General features: G+C 45.3%; 16 protein-coding genes and 1 tRNA gene. 8 read left to right on the plus strand and 9 right to left on the minus strand.

Annotated elements, in window-relative coordinates:
• Positions 1-76: 76 nt before the first annotated feature.
• A complete protein-coding gene (aspA, locus tag ACXAD4_RS26135; protein WP_475244926.1) occupies positions 77-1507 on the minus strand; it encodes an aspartate ammonia-lyase in 1431 nt (476 codons plus the stop codon).
• 305 nt (positions 1508-1812) lie between these two features.
• On the opposite strand from aspA, the gene ACXAD4_RS26140 reads away from it, so the two are divergent.
• The 4 genes from ACXAD4_RS26140 to ACXAD4_RS26155 all read left to right on the plus strand — a co-directional run bounded on the left by ACXAD4_RS26140 (position 1813) and on the right by ACXAD4_RS26155 (position 6075).
• Positions 1813-1887 (plus strand) — tRNA-Gly (locus tag ACXAD4_RS26140).
• 220 nt (positions 1888-2107) lie between these two features.
• Positions 2108-2980, plus strand: a complete 873-nt coding sequence (gene purU / locus ACXAD4_RS26145; RefSeq protein WP_475244927.1) for a formyltetrahydrofolate deformylase — start codon at positions 2108-2110, stop codon at positions 2978-2980.
• A gap of 69 nt (positions 2981-3049) precedes the next feature.
• Positions 3050-4690 (plus strand): acetolactate synthase large subunit, encoded by a 1641-nt coding sequence (locus ACXAD4_RS26150; RefSeq protein ID WP_475244928.1) that lies wholly within the window; start codon positions 3050-3052, stop codon positions 4688-4690.
• The gene (locus ACXAD4_RS26155) at positions 4687-6075 is read left to right on the plus strand and encodes an aldehyde dehydrogenase family protein (protein WP_475244929.1); all 1389 of its coding nucleotides are present in this window, start codon (positions 4687-4689) and stop codon (positions 6073-6075) included. Before ACXAD4_RS26150 ends, ACXAD4_RS26155 begins: the two co-directional genes overlap by 4 nt.
• Here the strand turns inward: ACXAD4_RS26155 and ACXAD4_RS26160 are convergent.
• Genes ACXAD4_RS26160 through osmF form a run of 4 tightly spaced genes read right to left on the minus strand, consistent with a single transcriptional unit; the run spans position 6072 to position 9837 of the window.
• Positions 6072-6806 (minus strand): ABC transporter permease, encoded by a 735-nt coding sequence (locus ACXAD4_RS26160; RefSeq protein ID WP_475244930.1) that lies wholly within the window; start codon positions 6804-6806, stop codon positions 6072-6074. The two genes, ACXAD4_RS26155 and ACXAD4_RS26160, sit on opposite strands and share 4 nt — an antisense overlap.
• Positions 6803-7753, minus strand: a complete 951-nt coding sequence (locus ACXAD4_RS26165; protein WP_475244931.1) for an ABC transporter ATP-binding protein — start codon at positions 7751-7753, stop codon at positions 6803-6805. The genes ACXAD4_RS26160 and ACXAD4_RS26165 overlap by 4 nt, the downstream gene beginning before the upstream one ends.
• Positions 7750-8901: an ABC transporter permease gene (locus ACXAD4_RS26170; RefSeq protein WP_475244932.1), complete on the minus strand. Its 1152-nt coding sequence runs from the start codon at positions 8899-8901 to the stop codon at positions 7750-7752. The genes ACXAD4_RS26165 and ACXAD4_RS26170 overlap by 4 nt, the downstream gene beginning before the upstream one ends.
• A gap of 21 nt (positions 8902-8922) precedes the next feature.
• Positions 8923-9837, minus strand: coding sequence for a glycine betaine ABC transporter substrate-binding protein OsmF (osmF, locus tag ACXAD4_RS26175; protein WP_475244933.1), 915 nt, complete (start codon positions 9835-9837; stop codon positions 8923-8925).
• 547 nt (positions 9838-10384) lie between these two features.
• On the opposite strand from osmF, the gene ACXAD4_RS26180 reads away from it, so the two are divergent.
• The 3 genes from ACXAD4_RS26180 (at position 10385) to ACXAD4_RS26190 (ending at position 12194) form a co-directional block, all read left to right on the plus strand.
• Positions 10385-10933: an outer membrane beta-barrel protein gene (locus ACXAD4_RS26180; RefSeq protein ID WP_475244934.1), complete on the plus strand. Its 549-nt coding sequence runs from the start codon at positions 10385-10387 to the stop codon at positions 10931-10933.
• 138 nt (positions 10934-11071) lie between these two features.
• Positions 11072-11818, plus strand: coding sequence for a nuclear transport factor 2 family protein (locus tag ACXAD4_RS26185; RefSeq protein ID WP_475244935.1), 747 nt, complete (start codon positions 11072-11074; stop codon positions 11816-11818).
• 79 nt (positions 11819-11897) lie between these two features.
• Entirely contained in the window at positions 11898-12194 is a 297-nt protein-coding gene (locus tag ACXAD4_RS26190) for a GNAT family N-acetyltransferase (RefSeq protein ID WP_475244936.1), read from the plus strand.
• 81 nt (positions 12195-12275) lie between these two features.
• Here the strand turns inward: ACXAD4_RS26190 and ACXAD4_RS26195 are convergent, their stop codons facing one another.
• The 3 genes from ACXAD4_RS26195 to ACXAD4_RS26205 form a co-directional block, all read right to left on the minus strand.
• The gene (locus ACXAD4_RS26195; RefSeq protein WP_475244937.1) at positions 12276-13376 is read right to left on the minus strand and encodes an alkene reductase; all 1101 of its coding nucleotides are present in this window, start codon (positions 13374-13376) and stop codon (positions 12276-12278) included.
• A 21-nt stretch (positions 13377-13397) separates the two neighbouring features.
• Positions 13398-13778: a lactoylglutathione lyase gene (gene gloA, locus ACXAD4_RS26200; protein ID WP_222549664.1), complete on the minus strand. Its 381-nt coding sequence runs from the start codon at positions 13776-13778 to the stop codon at positions 13398-13400.
• Positions 13779-14000: 222 nt separating this feature from the next.
• Positions 14001-15074, minus strand: coding sequence for a threonine aldolase family protein (locus ACXAD4_RS26205; RefSeq protein WP_475244938.1), 1074 nt, complete (start codon positions 15072-15074; stop codon positions 14001-14003).
• Between the two features lie 188 nt (positions 15075-15262).
• Between ACXAD4_RS26205 and ACXAD4_RS26210 the strand changes: the two genes are divergently transcribed.
• Positions 15263-16141 carry an alpha/beta hydrolase gene (locus ACXAD4_RS26210; protein ID WP_475244939.1) on the plus strand — a complete coding sequence of 293 codons (879 nt, stop codon included), beginning with the start codon at positions 15263-15265 and terminating at the stop codon, positions 16139-16141.
• Here ACXAD4_RS26210 and ACXAD4_RS26215 read toward each other — a convergent pair.
• On the minus strand, positions 16127-17194 hold the full coding sequence (locus ACXAD4_RS26215) for a methyltransferase (protein WP_475244940.1): 1068 nt from the start codon (positions 17192-17194) through the stop codon (positions 16127-16129). The genes ACXAD4_RS26210 and ACXAD4_RS26215 overlap by 15 nt on opposite strands.
• Between the last annotated feature and the right edge of the window lie 259 nt (positions 17195-17453).

The raw sequence follows: 17453 nt of genomic DNA on the forward strand, positions 1-17453 counted from the left end.
AAATTAAGCCTCAGTATCCAACATGACATTTTGAAGTGATTGAAAAAGGGGCTTTATTCAGCCCCTTTTTCAAAGATTAGTTATATAGTTTAGCTTTGTATTCTGGGTGCATTAGGTTGTTCGCTGAAAAGATTTCGTTCAGTTGCTCTTCGCCAAGCAAGTTGCGCTCAAGAGCGACATCTTTCACGCTACGTCCCGTTTCGGCACATATCTTACCGATGATATCGCCTTCGTGGTGGCCGATGAACGGGTTAAGGTAAGTTACGATACCGATTGAGTTAAAGACGAAATGTTCACATACTTCTTTGTTAACGGTAATACCGTTGATGCACTTGTCAGCAAGGTTGATACAGGCATTGCCAAGTAGTTCTATGGATTCAAATACAGCCTGCCCAATAACCGGTTCCATAACATTCAGCTGCAATTGTCCGGCTTCTGCTGCGAATGTGACTGTTGTGTCGTTACCGATAACTTTGAAACAAACCTGATTAACGACCTCAGGGATCACCGGGTTAACTTTAGCTGGCATAATTGATGAGCCAGCCTGCATTTCTGGTAGGTTGATTTCATTAAGGCCTGCACGTGGGCCTGAAGACAACAGGCGCAGGTCGTTACATACTTTGGATAGTTTAACGGCAAGGCGTTTCAAGGCTGCGTGGACTGTTACATAGGCCCCACAGTCAGAGGTTGCTTCAATCAGGTCTTCTGATGGTACGCAGGCCAAGCCTGTAGTTTCTGCAAGGTATTTGACAGCCAGTTCTTGGTAGCCCTCGGGTGCGTTCAAGCCGGTACCGATAGCTGTTGCACCGAGGTTAACTTCGAGCAGCAGGTTAGCTGCGTACTTCAGGTTTTTGACTTCTTCTTTTAGCAAGGTGCTGAAGGCACGGAATTCCTGGCCTACCGTCATTGGTACGGCATCTTGCAATTGGGTACGACCCATTTTCAAGATGTCATGAAACTCTTCGCTCTTGGCATCGAAAGCGGTACGCAGATATTCGATAGAGCTGATCATCTTGATAATGCTGTTGTACACCGCTATACGGAAACCGGTCGGGTAGGCACAGTTGGTTGATTGGCTTTTGTTCACATGATCATTAGGGTTAATAATGTGGTATTCGCCTTTATCGTCACCTTTTAGTTCTAGTGCAACGTTAGCGATCACTTCATTGGCGTTCATGTTAACTGAAGTACCGGCGCCGCCTTGGTAAACATCAGAGATAAACTGATCCATACATTTACCCGTGTCCAAAATAAGATCACAAGCTTGGATAATGTACTGGCCAATATCACTAGGGATAGTGCCTAGTTCCATATTGGCTTTAGCCGCCGCTTTTTTCGTAAACACCATGCCGCGAACAAACTCAGGCACATCAGAAATCTTTGTCGTAGAGATATTAAAGTTCTCATACGCACGAAGCGTGTGGATACCATAATAGGCATCTGCCGGGATTTCACGCTTACCAAGTAGATCTTCTTCAATACGAGTGTTAATAACAATGTCGCTCATGGTGGGTACCTTTTATTGATGATAAGACACCAACACCTTGTTCTTTTTGCGCCCGAAAGTGAAATGCCTAAAATTTAGCAATAATGCATTTATTGCATAGTGGATTATCATGCCAAGGTATGGATTAAAACATCACTTCCATAGAGTGATAAAGATACTATGTGCTTGTTTTGTAAGCGATTGGGGTGGTTGTTTGTGATGAAGGTCACGCACTGGAAATCAACACTTTTCTTCTCAGCGCGTTGTGACAATATAGTAATTGTTCGATGCAAATCAAAGTTGGCATGCAGGCCAATTTCCAATAAGCGGGCATCGTATAATGGCTATTACCTCAGCCTTCCAAGCTGATGATGCGGGTTCGATTCCCGCTGCCCGCTCCAAGTTTCATCTCTCTATAAAGTCTACATATCTACTTAAAATCAATGCGCTTAAAGGCGTTTTTTGTTGTTTCAATTTGTTGAACGTTTTCCTAAACGTACCTCCTTTTTCAGTACTTAGCTGTCTTTACTACCTTGACCAACTATGAGCCTTCAGCAACATAGCGACATATGTGCCATGCTTGCGGAATAACGATTAGATAATGATATATAGGGAGGGGGTATGAACCAGCCATCACTGACTTATATTCTAACGGCGAGTTGCGTTGGCCGTTCTGGGACTGTGGATGTAGTCACGCGCTTTTTACGGGAGTTTGGTTGCTATATTACCGAACTGAATTCTTTTGATGATGCGCTGGGCCACCGTTTTTTTATCCGCGCAGTATTTCGCATGGAAGACAACTCAGTACTTGATCAAGTCACGTTTTGCTCTTCCTTTGCCACCCGGGCCGAAGAGTTTGAAATGGATTGGGAACTGACACCGTCGGAGTACCGGCCAAAACTGGTGATCATGGTGTCGAAATATGAGCATTGCCTGAATGATTTACTGTATCGGTACCGCACTGGCAATCTAGCCGTTGATATCAAAGCCGTGATATCCAACCATCCTGATCTAGAATCATTGGCCAAGTGGCACGATATTCCTTATTTCCATTTTCCAATTACCGCTGAAACTAAACCACAGCAGGAAGCCAAGGTTCAGGCTGTGTTAGAGCAAACGGGATGTGAGCTCTTGGTGCTTGCCCGCTACATGCAGGTTCTCTCTCATGAAATGTGTGTCCGCTGGGCTGGGAAAGCCATCAATATCCACCATTCATTGTTGCCAGGCTTCAAAGGAGCTAAGCCTTATCATCAGGCTTACCAGAAAGGAGTTAAGTTGGTTGGGGCGACGGCGCATTATGTCAGCGATGATCTTGATGAAGGCCCAATCATTACTCAGGGGATGGAGACGGTTGATCATACATACTATCCTGCGGATCTAGCCAGAAAGGGAATGGATGTTGAGTCCTTAACTTTGGCAAGGGCGATTCAGTACCATATCGAAAAACGGGTGTTCCTATTCAATGATAAGTCTGTGGTTTTCGAGCGCTCTTAAAGTGGAGTGAACTATATTCAAATACGATGAAATGGCAAATCACCCTCAATGGCTTGCTCGGGGTATCGTATGAAAGCTTCAGATTTATTGGTAAAGGCGCTTGAAAATGAAGGGGTTGAATATATCTTCGCGGTTCCCGGAGAGGAAAACCTCGATGTACTTAACTCCCTGAAAGATTCTTCAATAAAGTTGGTGCTAACCCGTCATGAGCAGGGGGCGGGGTTTATGGCGGCGACATACGGGCGTCTTACGGGCAAAGCGGGTGTCTGCATGGCTACACTAGGGCCTGGTGCGACCAACTTCTCGACCCCCGCAGCCTATGCCCATCTTGGGGCTTTTCCTCTAATTATGCTCACCGGGCAAAAGCCGATAAAAGCCTCTAAGCAGGGACAGTTTCAAATTATCGATGTGGTTAAGCTGTATGAGCCTATCTGTAAACTGAGCAAGCAGATCGTTCATGGCAATACCATCCCCTCATTGGTTCGGGAGGCCTTTCGACGCGCCGAGGAAGAGCGACCCGGTGCAATTTTGCTTGAGCTGCCAGAAGATATTGCGGCGGAAGAGACCGATGCCAAAGTGGTGAAGCAAAGTACCAGGCAGTATGCCGTCGCGGATGATTTTGTCCTTGATGAAGCTATAGCCAAAATAAAGGCGGCAAGCCATCCGTTGATTTTAATAGGTGCAGGCGCGAACAGGAAAACAGCGTGCAAGGCGGTTGAAAAGTTCGTTGAGCAATCCGGTATCTATTTCTTTGATACCCAGATGGGGAAAGGGGTTGCCGACGAGCGCTCAGATCTGTTTTTGGGCACCGCAGCCTTGTCTGATAATGACTATTTGCATTGCGCGGTCTCACGGGCTGATTTGATTATCAATATTGGCCATGATGTTGTAGAGAAGCCGCCTTTCTTCATGACGGACAATGATAAGTTTGTTATTCACCTCAATTATAAGTCTGCGCAGGTTGACGAAGTGTATTTTCCGCAGCTCGAACTGGTAGGTGATATCAGTAGAACAGTGCGTCGGTTAAGTGAAAAGCTCAACGGATGGAAAAGTGCTGATGTGGATTATTTTCAAAGAATCAAACAAGAAATCGAACAGCATATTATAACGGGTGCGCAGGATGATTCTTTTCCCATTATTCCGCAAAGACTCGTCGCAGGAACCCGAAAGGTGATGGGTGAGGATGGCATTATCGCCTTGGACAATGGCATCTATAAGATCTGGTATGCGAGAAACTATAAGGCTTATCATCCTAACTCGGTGCTATTAGATAACGCTTTGGCGACCATGGGGGCTGGTTTGCCGTCAGCGATGATGGCGGCGCAGCTCAATCCCGGCAAGAGGGTCTTGGCCATATGCGGTGATGGGGGATTCATGATGAACTCCCAAGAGTTGGAGACCGCAAGAAGAGTCGGCCTCAATTTGGTTGTCATGGTGTTGAATGATGGTTCTTATGGGATGATTCGCTGGAAGCAACAAATAGCCGGTATGGCCGAGTGGGGATTAGAGTTTGATAACCCTGACTTTGTTAAATATGCCAATGCCTACGGTGTGACAGGGCACCGGGTAACCAGTGCGGACGAGTTTGAAAGTGTACTCAACCAAGCCTTTGAGGCCGGTGGCGTACATCTTGTCGATGTGCCGGTTGACTACACTGCAAACAAAACAGTGTTAATCGATGAATTAGCTTCGAAGGTTTGCCTATTATGACCGTTGTTAAAGTAGAGAACCCCTATAACCAAGAAGTTATTGCTGAGTTGGAGTTGTCGACGTGGGATGAGCTTGATGCCATGTTACAGCAAGCAGCAGATACCTTTGCGGATAAATCACAACGGCTCGCCGCACATGAACGGATAGGGATCCTAAACCGATGTGCCGACCTAATGCTACAGCAAAGGGATGAGTTGGCAATGCTGATTGCCTCTGAGGGGGGGAAGCCGTTAAAAGATGCATTTATCGAAGTTGACCGAGCAATTGATGGGGTGCAGTTGGCAGCCAAAGAGCTGTTGAATCTCAAGGGAGAGCAAATCCCGATGGATCTGACTGCTGCTGGCGCTGGACGGTTGGCATTTTCTTATCGGGAGCCCATTGGACCGGTAGTGGCGGTATCTGCATTTAATCATCCTCTCAATCTGATTGTTCACCAAGTGGCACCTGCAATTGCGGTTAATGCCCCTATATTGATTAAACCTGCCAACGACACACCACTTAGTGCCAAAAAGTTTGTCGAACTGCTTTATGAAGCAGGGCTTGATGACAAATGGTGCCGATTTTTCTTGGCCAAAAGGGAAGATACAGAACGGGTAGTCACAGACCCAAGAACGGCTTTCTTTTCTTTTATTGGCTCTCCTGGGGTGGGGTGGTACTTACGCAGTAAATTAGCACCCGGTACTCGCTGTGCCTTGGAACATGGCGGGGCGGCGCCAGTGATTGTTGATCGAAATGTAGACGTTGATGCAATACTGCCTTCGATTGTGAAGGGCGGTTTTTACCACTCCGGGCAAGTCTGTGTGTCGGTTCAGCGAGTTTACGTTGATAACCACACTCTTGAAGAGTTTACTCAAAAGTTAGTGCAGCAAGTGCAAAAGCTAGTAGTGGGTGATGCCCGGGAGATAGAAACTGACTGCGGCCCATTGATTCGCCCCAAAGAATGTCAGCGAGTCGCCGAGTGGGTCGACCAAGCCAAATCGAGTGGAGCACAAATACTGATTGGTGGTAAAGCGCTTACCGCCACCCTTTATGAGCCGACGGTGATACTCAACCCAGCAGATGATTTGAATGTTTCTTCCAAAGAAATTTTCGGGCCTGTGGTTTGTGTGTATGGTTATGATCACATCACGGAAGCCTACCAGCGTGCGAACAGCGTGCCATTCTCATTCCAAGCCGCGGTCTACACCCAGAATCTGGAAGTGGCCTTACAATCGCAGCATCAACTTGAAGCCTCTGCAGTGATGATTAATGATCACTCGGCTTTTAGGGTTGATTGGATGCCTTTTGCCGGCCGAAAACAATCCGGTTATGGCATAGGTGGCATCCCCTATACCATGCATGATTTTACTGAAGAGAAAATGGTCGTAATTAAAATGCCGAATTAATACGAGTAGCGGGATTCGAGTTTCAAAAAAGCCTGGTCAGTGATAATCGCAATAAGTGCAACTAGGATCCCGCCTTGCAGAATGAACGCCATGTTGTCTGTCAGCAGCCCGGCGATGATCACCTCGCCCAAGCCTTTCGATGCAACGGTAGACCCGATTGTTGCCGTCCCTATACTGATGATTAACGAAGTGCGTATTCCCGAGATAATGATCGGTAGTGCTAGGGGCAATTCTACCTGGAAAAGCTGCTGGAACTTACTCATCCCCATACCCTTTGCAGCCTCAAGGACACTTTTTGGGGTTTGCTGTAACCCAGTTACGGTGTTTTCAAAGATCGGGAGCAAGCCATAAAGGAACAGAGCAACAAGTGTGGGCTTCAGACCAAAACCTAATGAAGGAATGGCCAATGCCAATACCGCAACGGGTGGGAATGTTTGGCCAAGGTTGGCAACCGCTCTTGCCAATGGCAGGAAGTCTTTCCCTGATTCGCGCGTAACGAATATTCCGCACAGTAAAGCTGTTATGGTGGCAGCACCAATGGATAAAAACACCACGAGCATGTGCCAGAAAATCAAATTGGTGAAGGTATCCCGGTAATAAATCACCGGAGCATCAATGTGGTTGAAGTAAGCCAATAAGGGTTCTATCAGCTCAATGCGGTAAGCAAGTAGTGCCAATATACTTAACGGAGCGATAAGCCCGAACCATTGTTTAACAGATTGTGAGTTCATGACTTGGCACCTTTGCTGAGAATGTCATTGAGAGACACTGTTCCCACAACAGCTCCTGCTTCATCGACCACGGCGAGGGTTTCCTCACCTTCCCAAATATGCATGGATACAGCATCACGTAAATTGGTATTGAACGGGATCTGTGGTATTGAAGCGCCATCTACTAGCTCAGGGTTGTGGTTAAGGACATCCTTGACCTGATTGAGGGTCAGTATACGCAACGATCGATCCAAGCCGCCGACAATGTCGCTGACAAAACCGGGCTTTGGGTTCCTCAATAAGGATTGGGGAGTATCGAACTGCAGCAATGTCCCTTTATCCATCACTGCGATGATATCCGCCATTTTGATTGCTTCGTCAATATCATGGGTGACCATAATGGTAGTGATACCGAGAATTTTCTGAATACTCAGGATTTCATCTTGCAGACTTTCGCGAGTTAACGGGTCAAGTGCACCAAAAGGTTCATCCATCAGCAAAACTTCGGGTTTTGCCGCGAGGGCCCGTGCGACGCCGACACGCTGTTGCTCACCACCAGAGAGCTGGTGGGGGAACTTGGTAGCAAAGCGTTCATAGTCAAGGTGGAATAGCTCTAGCAGCTCTTTTACCCTTAGGGTGATTGTGTCTTTATCCCACCCTAACAGTAAAGGCACGGTTGCGATATTTTCAAACACATTGCGGTGTGGAAAAAGTCCCACGCCTTGAATCGCATACCCAATACGGCGCCTTAATGACTCTGCTGGCATACTGGATACATCTTGTTTGTTGATCAGCACTTTGCCCGCACTTGGTTCTATTAAGCGGTTAATCATTTTGAGTGTGGTTGACTTTCCACAACCTGATGTACCAATCAAAGTACAAAATTGACCGGTTTCAACGGTTAAAGACACTTCTTTCACCGCAGTTTGTTCACCGAATGTTTTAGTTAATGCTTGTAACTCAATCATGATTTGTTGCCTTTAACGACTTCTATGATGGCATCAATCAATACCGCGGAAATGAAAGAAAGGAGCAGGGTGGGAATAGCACCCAGAATGACTAAATCTGTTGCAGTTTGGCCTAACCCTTGGAAGATGTAGGTACCAAAACCGCCTCCGCCAATCAGCCCTGCAACGGCAACCAAACCAATGTTCATGGTGACAACGATCCGGATGCCCGACAGAATAACGGGAAGCGCGAGAGGCAGTTCAATACCAAAGAGGATCTGCCGGGCGTTCATGCCCATTCCTTTCGCGGCATCGAGTGTTTTGGGATCTAACTTGTCAAAACCTGCAATGGTATTGCTGACAATAGGAAGTAGGGAGTAGAAAAACAGCGCAATGACTGCCGGAGCGGCACCGATGCCTTTGATACCAAGCGCAGAGAGAGCTGGAAACTTAAGTGCAATATAACTCAGTGGGATCATCAAAATGCCAAACATCGCGAGGCTAGGAATGGTTTGAAGAACATTGAGAATAGGAACCACACTGCTTCGTACTGCTTGTGAGCGATGACATTTTATCCCCAAAGGGATACCAACTAGTATGGCAGGCACTAGGCTACCAAAAGAGAGCTGTATATGGCGTATGGCCTGCTGCCAGAAAGTGTCTTGATTTTGGTATTCTTTAATAATAGAGAGGTTATCAAGCGAACCTGATTTGAAAACCACTATAACGCCAACCACTATCGCCAAGATAAAAAGCAGACGCTTAAGGCCGTGCACATTCAACTTTATGATCACGTCGGTTAACAGCAGCCCTAGTAAAAAAAGGCTAGTCCAAAAACCGCTTCCCAAGGATACCCGAGCAAAAGGAGAGGCTTCTGAGAGTAAGCCATCAGCACTTAGCCCGACGATGTGCAATAGGAAAAATGCCGAAGCAGAGCAAAGAATAAGTTGCAGTTTGTACAGCCTCGTTGTCGAGGCGCTAAACACTGTTAGGCCCAACAGCGCGACGAACATCGCAAGATGACTCTGGGATAACACTTCGGCAATAAAGAAGCCTTTACCGGGCATAATGCGGTTAGGCTGGAGATGAATAAAGGGTAAAGCAATCAGTGAGAATACCGTAAGTACACTCACTGAAAGACCCAGTTTGTCGAGAGGTAAGAACTTCAAATTAGTACCTTGAACAGACTGTTACTTAATAAATCCGTTTGCTGTGAGGTAACTTTTCGCCACAGAGCTGGCACTTTCACCACCAATCGCAATACGACTGTTTAGGCTTTGCAGAGTGTCTAGATCGAGCGAGGCGAAAATTGGGTTAAGGATGTCATCGATTTGAGGGTGCGCTTTCAAAACGGCTTCTCGAATGATAGGTGCCGGTGCGTAAACAGGTTGCACTCCCTTGTCGTCCTCCATCACGACTAACCCAACAGAGGCAATCGCGCCGTCGGTGCCATAAACCATAGCGGTATTGGTTTTATCTGTTTGGAGTGCCGCGGCACGGATTGTCGCAGCGGTATTACCACCAGATAGGACAAGCAGTTGGCTTTCTTTCAATTCAAAGTCATAGGTTTTCTGAAAAGCAGGAAGTACCGCCGGGGTGGAAACAAATTCTGCAGACGCAGCTAGCTTAATGTCACCGCCTTTGCTGACATACTGGCCAAAGTCAGTCATGGTTTTTAGGTTATTGGGCTCTGCAATTTCTTTTCGTACCGCAAGTGCCCAGGTGTTGTTTGCTTTTGCTGGCGTCAGCCAGACAATTTTGTTGGCATCGTAATCAAGGCTTTTGGCCATGTCATAGCCTGCCTGGAAGTTCTTCCATGCATCATCAGCTGTTTTATTGAAGAAGAAGGCGGCATTACCGGTGTACTCTGGGTAGATATCAATTTCGCCGGCCAGTAAGGCTTTTCGAACAATTGGTGTACCACCTAGTTGGACACGGTTTTCGACATCAAGCCCGGCATCCTGCAAAGATAAGTATATGATTTGACCTAGTAGTCCGCCCTCGGTATCAATTTTTGAGGACACGACAACGGTATCAGAGGCAAAGGCGCTCGGTGCTGAAAGAAGGGAAGCAAGGAGCAGAGTATTTAGTGTGGTTTTCTTCATCAACGTTTTCCTTAGTTGTTGATTCTGCAAGGCCTTCCGTTTGGTCTTGCCTATCATTTCTCTTTTATGTTCCCAAATTAACTGATTTTTTTTGGGGACGCCAGTGCATAGTTGTACATGTGTGGGTTACAACGACATTACAGATTATCAACAAATGTAACGATAAGGACTGTGATGGTGAGGTGTTTTAAACAATGCTGATAAAACGAGCAATGAAAGGTGTTTGTGCATGTTTCAGGGGGATTTTTTCGTGTTGTGAAATTTATAAAATATTTACGTTTGTCTTCTGCTTAATAACATAGTCTCACTTTCTTGATAATGAGAAAAATATCACTTAGAACCTCGTCTACATTTTTGGAATCACTGCCTGAAATAGAATGCATTTGTGAATACGCCATACAATCTAACTATTAACTTAAACAAACTTGTTAATGTGGTATTTTTTTGTTTTTTGTATGTGTTGTATTTCTACACCGTGGCGCTCTTAACTTGTGGATGATAAATCAGTTTAACCTTAATTATACTTGGCTAGGTGAAGGCGGTATTTATGTTTGGTTTTCAACGAGAAAATATGAACAATCCTGACTCGGGTAATATGAAAGGTATAGGGTTGTTCACTCTTTCATTGCTGCTTTGCTCCTCAATGACCTATGCAAAAACAGAGTACTTCGTGGGGGCTGGGGTAGGGTATCAAGACGACCAGCTTGATGGCGCCAGCTCAATGAATGGTGAGGACGCAACCGTACAGCTTAATGCTGGCCTGACCATAAACTCAGAACACAGAGTGACAGCGACTTATAGTTATAAAGATAAGTTTTCACAGAGTTTGTTTTTTGCATCTTATGATTACCTGTACGACATTACTAACAAGATGTCTTTAAATGGCGGTTTTTTACTGGGTGTAGGATACAATGACATAGCTAATGAAACCTCGATGGATTTTATTAAGGGGCTACAAGTCGGTACTAGTTATCATATAAATAAAGATTGGAGTACAGATCTGACTTATCGGTATATACACCAAGACTTTGAAGAGCAGGATGTTGAAATAGATGATACTCAGCAGGTTGTTATTATGGCTAACTATCATTTCTAATCGGCTTGAAAAATTCGTATCAAAAAACGCTATTACAGTATTGTAATAGCGTTTTTTATTTCTCTATAAGAGATGAAATTACTGCAAAGACTATGCTTAATTACTTGAAGAGACAGGTTTCGAAGATTGGAGAATGATATGAGCAGCAAGCTGGCAAACGCAACGAACTTGTATATGGAAGGGATCCGAGATGGTAATGCCAAAGAGGCTGTGACCAAGTATACCGGTAGGCGTTATACCCAGCACAGTACGGGGGTGCGTAATGGGATTGAAGGGTTTGTTGAGTTCTTTGAGCCATTCTTAGTCCGATGCCCTGTGAGAGATATAAGGATTGTCCGTTCGATCGTTGATGGCCAATATGTGTTCATGCAGGTTTTCCAGGATATCAATAATGGAGAAGCCAAGTGGGTAACCACGGATATGTTTGATACAGATAGCAACGACAAGATCATTGAGCACTGGGATGTGATCTCTGCCTATCAAGTTGTTAATGATTCAAGTACTGACCAAATCTCGGGTGAAACGGAAATTACAGATTTAGAAGCAACGGAAGACAACAAAGAGCGTGTTAGGGAGTTCCTCTGTGATGTCATGGTTTTGGGGCAGCATGAAAAGCGGGATGCGTTTTTTGTTGATACACAATTGGTTACCCACGCAGCACCGGATGTCGGCTCTCTGGACAGTTACTTTGGTACCTATGATCAGGTATTTAAAATTATCGGGCAGGGTAACTTTGTCGTTGCTTACAGCCGGGTTATAGCAAGCGGGCAGGAGATCGCTCGGTTTGATATTTTTCGGTTAGAACAGGGCAAAATAATTGAGCTTTGGGTTAACCAAGAGCCTGTACCACCCAAGCAAGAGTGGGTGAATGGTGGGAAGTTCTAACTTGTTTATCTGATGAAGTGATTCAGTTAGTATCCGAAGAGAGTAGTAAGAGTGTCTACTTAAATCGGAGAGGAAAGAGATGTCCAACAATCACAAAGTTGTCCACGATAAAGACAATCAAACATATTATGTCGATCTTGTTGATGGTTACCAAGCCAAGGTAAGTTACCAAATCTCGGGAAACGTACTAACACTCGATCACTCTTCAGTACCTGATGCACTCCGTGGGCAGGGATACGCCGCTGTAATGATGGACGCCGTTTTGAAAACCATTGCTGAAGAGGGCTATAAAGTGATCCCTGAATGTAGCTATGTGGTGCACTATATGAATAAACACAATGATGAGTGGAAGCATTTGCTGGCGAGTGCCCAGTAATCATAACAGGCCAAATATACAAAAGCCCTGCTATCTTCTTTATTCGAGCAGGGCTTTGTTCATGTTTGTTGCTTAAAGCTATTAGTTAGCTTGGTAGGCAGGGTAATCAAGCAACCCTTTTTCTGCACCACCGAACAAGGTTTCAGGGTCGTGTGCTGCCAGCGGATAGCCGTTCATAATACGGTTTGGAAGGTCCGGGTTAGCAATAAATGGACGGCCAAAGCCAATCATGTCAGCGATACCGTTAGCAATGGCTTCCGCACCTTTTTCAGCATTGTAGCGGCCAGCGTAAATGATAGTCCCTTTATAGGCTTCACGTACTGCTGGTTTGAACTCCTTGGGCGTTTCCGGTGCATCATCCCAATCAACTTCAGCAATGTGAAGGTAAACCACATTCAGTTTGTTAAGAAGTGCAGCAGCAGCCGTGTACGTTTCAACAGGGGTCTTATCCACCGTGCCGTTTAGGGATGTAAACGGAGCAAGGCGAACACCAACGCGGTCTGCACCGATGGCATTTGTCATCGCTTCAACCACTTCACCCAAGAAGCGCAAACGGTTCTCAATTGAGCCGCCGTACTCATCAGTGCGGTTGTTAGCTTCTGAATCGATAAACTGGTTTACCAGATAACCGTTAGCAGCATGTAGTTCGATACCGTCAAAACCTGCTTCAATCGCATTGAGAGCGGCTTGGCGATATTCACCAATAACATGCTGGATATCTTCCTTAGTCATCTCACGCGGTTCTACCACGTCGACAAATCCAGGGGCATTGTTGCCATCGTCGATAAATACTTTCACATTCTCAGCTTTAAGTGCTGAAGATGAAATTGGCTGCTGACCACCAATATTTGCAGGGTGGGTAACACGGCCCACATGCCAAAGTTGCGCGTAGATCACACCGCCTTTTTCGTGGACGGCGTCAGTGACTTTTTTCCAGCCAGCAATTTGTTCTTGGGTGTAGATACCCGGTGTCCATGCGTAACCCTGACCCATTTCAGAGATCTGCGTGCCTTCGGCAACGATCAAACCGGCATCAGCGCGTTGGGCATAGTATTTAGCCATCATGTCATTGGCGATGTTACCCGGTTGGGTTGCACGCGAGCGGGTCATTGGTGGCATTACGATACGATTTTTCAGTGTTGCATTGCCAAGGCGCATTGGCTGAAATAGTGCGTCTTTCATCTTTAATACTCCAACCTGTAATTATTTGCTGGTCTGAATCAGTTCGATGGCATAACCATCAGGGTCTTTGACAAAGGCAATGTGGGTCGTACCGCCAAGCATAGGCCCTGGTTCGCGGGTAACGTTTCCGCCAACGGCTTTGATTTGATCACAAGTCTGGTAAATATCATCAACGCCAAGAGCGAGGTGACCGAAGCCGTTACCGAGATCGTAAGCGTCGGTATCCCAGTTGTAGGTCAGCTCGATAGTTGGGCCATTTTTATCGTAACCCACAAATACTAGCGAGTAGCGATATTCAGTGTTTTCAAAACGATCTAGGACCTGCATACCCAATACGTTGGTGTAAAACTCAATCGATTTATCAAGATCGGAAACGCGGATCATGGTGTGGAGAAATTTCATATCGCAACCTTCTGTAGGGATGCAGAGCGAGTGAGGGAAGATGTTCGCCCTGAGAAACCATTTTTGATGTGGCTACTATAGCGATGAAGGGGGGCAATAAGAAATTATCAAAAATTATCGATTTGATAACTCAAAGTTATGAACTTATCGGATTTTGATAGCATAGGCTGCAATAGCCAGGGTGACTACAAGAAGTCGTAACCCTGGCTTGTCCAATGGTTGCTAAATTTGATCAACGATAAGCTGGAATATATCCCTGAGCTGCTCGTTATCCATCTTCAGTAAATTGTCACCGATGTACCATTCAATGACCGACTGATCAGGATGTTGGGCTATTTGTGGGTTGCCCAGCCAAATGCCTTTTCGGGTTGCTAACTCTTCACACAACTCCACGGTCTTCTCGTAGCTCAGCGGCAGGATCAAATGCAGCATATTACATTGAGGCTGGGTGGGGTTAACGGCGAGTTGCGGGAACTCAGCGATCAGTGAGTAGATTTCCTGCGTTCTTTCGAACAAAGCCGGCATCATCGCAATGCGCTCATCAAACTGCATGGCGGCTGAAACAACATAAGGGGTTCGGTGATAGACATTACCGCCTTGGCGCTTCATCCACATATCGGCCAACTCAATAAACGCTTTATCCCCCAACAGCATTGAACCGCCAAGCCCGTTGACTCCCTTGTACAAGGATACATAGGCACTGTTAAAGCCGTGGGCAATTTCTTGGTATGATTTCTCGTAATAAGCGGCTGTTTCCCATAGGCGGGCACCGTCCATATGCAGGTGGATATTTTGCAACTGGCAGTATTGCTTGATGTCTCTTAGTTCATCCCACGACGGTAGTTGCCCACCCAATTCTCGCATTGGCAATTCATACAAGGCAGCAGAAATTTCATCTGGCCACGCCTGCAGATCTTTCTTTGTCCATGGCCTGAACATATTACCGACAGGCAGAATGCTGAAACGGTTTTGTAGTTGGTAACCCTGCCTTTCGAAACGGGTGACATGGCTGGACTCATGCATGGCAACAATCGGGTTGCGCTTCTGCCGGCAGACTAGCTCAAGGGCGGTTACCTGAGCCATGGTACCACTGATGACAAATAGCCCAGATTCGAACCCCAATAGATCGGCAACCTTTTTCTCGAACGATTTAATTAGCTCACCTTCGCCATAGATATCATGCTTGATATCGTGTTGCTCACACCATTGAGCCATTTTTTGGAAATGCTCAGCGGGTGACTCATCATGGTTTCCAGGTAGTATGGTATGGCACTGGTTGCGCAAATCCTTGTTCATTGAATGTTCCTTTATTGTGCACTATTCCTACAAGCTATAGGGCTGGTGGCGAGAAGTAAAGGGAGCTGAAAGGGTAGAGTAACTAATGAAAGTAGAGTGAGACTTATCATAATTTATAAAACGTCTCATCTATGAAGCATTTACTTTCCACAGGACTGTGTAGTTTTAACTGTGAGTGGAGGGAATGTATGTATAAGGTTGTCGTCCCGGTTGTTGTTATTTTCACTGTGTTTTTACATGGATGCGCGAACTCTTTATTTTACTATCCAGGATATAGTGAAAGAGAGCAGACTCATGTCCAGTGGTTAGATTCTCACTCTGGAAATGATTTAGCCTATTTGTGGTTATCATCCAAAGCGGCGGAGCCGAAAGGGATCATTGTTCACTTTCATGGCAATAGTGGACACATGGGGGAAACGAAAGAGAAGGTCGATTGGCTCCCGGCCTTTGGATACCATGTCCTTGCTTTTGACTACTCAGGCTTTGGTTTTTCTTCTGGAGCAGCAACAGACAGAGCACTGTATGATGATGCACGAACTGTTTTGGAGCTGACGTCTAAATTAAAGGTTGAGTATCAGTTGCCTGTTTTTGTTGTTGCGACTTCTACGGGAGGAAACGTCTTTCTTCGAGCATGGGCAGATGAACCCGTGGAACTTGATGGCGTGATTATTGATTCATCCTTCCTTAGCTATATCGAAGTTACAGAGCATGTACTTGAACAGTATTTTCTTGGTGAATGGTATGCATGGATTTCAGGTGTTTTAATGCGTGATAGCTATGCGGCAAAGACGGTTATCAACCAGATCCCTACAGTAAAAACGTTGGTTGTACACTGCGAAGAAGATGACATCGTCCCTATCTCCCTTGGTTATGATATTTATGATCAACTTTATGGAGATAAAGAATTTTGGTCATTGCAACAATGTAAACATGCGAGAGGAATAACCCGCGACTTTCCGGAAAACCAATACCGGTTAGTGAGTTGGTTGGAAGGTGCTACCTCAGATATTGAGGTAGCGGGCATTGATTTTATTGGTGGCCAGACAACAGAGTTAAACGCCTTTTAGCTCTAACAAAGTGTGTCCTAAGCCTATATGGTCGGTACGGTTAACCACCTCGAAACCAGCGTCATTTACAATCTCTAGAAAATCATCACTGCGGTAGAAACGACTGTTGCCATTAGCAAGGCATGTGAAATATAGAGATGTCGCATTTAAGCTGTAAGCGGCTGCATCGTATTGCTGGTTATCCCAGAACAGCTCAAGAATGTATACTTTTGCATCTGCAGACATCGATTTCCTGACCAGTTTGAGGATCCTGAGGATTTCCATCGGTGAAAAACAATCTAGAAATTGGCTCATCCACCATACGTCTGCGCCAGTGGGTAGAACTTGCTCAGCATTAAGCATGTTTGCTGGGTAACCTTTGATCCTATCGGAAAACCCTTGAGCTGCGGCGTTTGTCATAGCCATGTCTATTTGCTGAGGCAGATCGATAATCGTTACTTCAACATCAGGGTTATGCTCGCAGCATTGAATTGCCCACTTACCAGTGTTGCCTCCGATATCAAAAATTGTCTTTGGCGCATCATGGAAGATTTTTTCTACGAGTAACGGAAAAGAGCGATCTGAGTAAAAGTGGTCGAAGTTGAACCAGCTTTCTTTTGCTTCTGCCGGTAATCTGGATAGGCCTTCATAGATAGTTGGCCAATCTCCGAGCTCTTTGAGGCCTGCAGGCTTCCCTTCCTTGATCGCTGTGGTTAGGTGCATCATCGCGGCGTAACAGACATCCGCTGTAAAATCCATGTTGGCTTTGGTCATGCCGTCGTTGTTCAGAAAGTAGCCCAGGTTAGCTAGATAATAATTGGGCTTATTCCAGGTAACAATATTTGCACTAAGGGCCATGTCCAAAAGGACTTTTACACCGTATTCAGAAACACTTGTTTGAGAAGATATTTCCTCAGCGTTTAAGCCTTTCTTTCCAGCCTTTTCCAACGCAGATAAAATACCTAGATCACGTAAAGTTCGTGCTGCATGAAAAACAATAGGCGCAAAAGAAAGTTTTTGCGCTTCGGTTTTTGCTTCTAGCGCATTGAATGGGTCATTTTGATATGAGGTCACAAGCTAATCCAACTACTATATGATGATAATCCTTTATTGATCTAAGTCCATTAAGATCAAGATAGACGTTATTCTGTATTAATTTATCGAACTGTTTCAAGTCTTGTTATCATAAAATTGTCATTAATTCATTGCAGGAATCATATATTTCATTTTGTAATCATATTGTTGCTTGTATAAAAAACACCCAATTGGTTTATATGTATTACGATATTAACGCAATGAAAATTGCTATTTGTGATTCATGTAAAACAATGCT

The sequence above is a fragment of the Photobacterium sp. AWH4_225 genome, assembly GCF_056158405.1.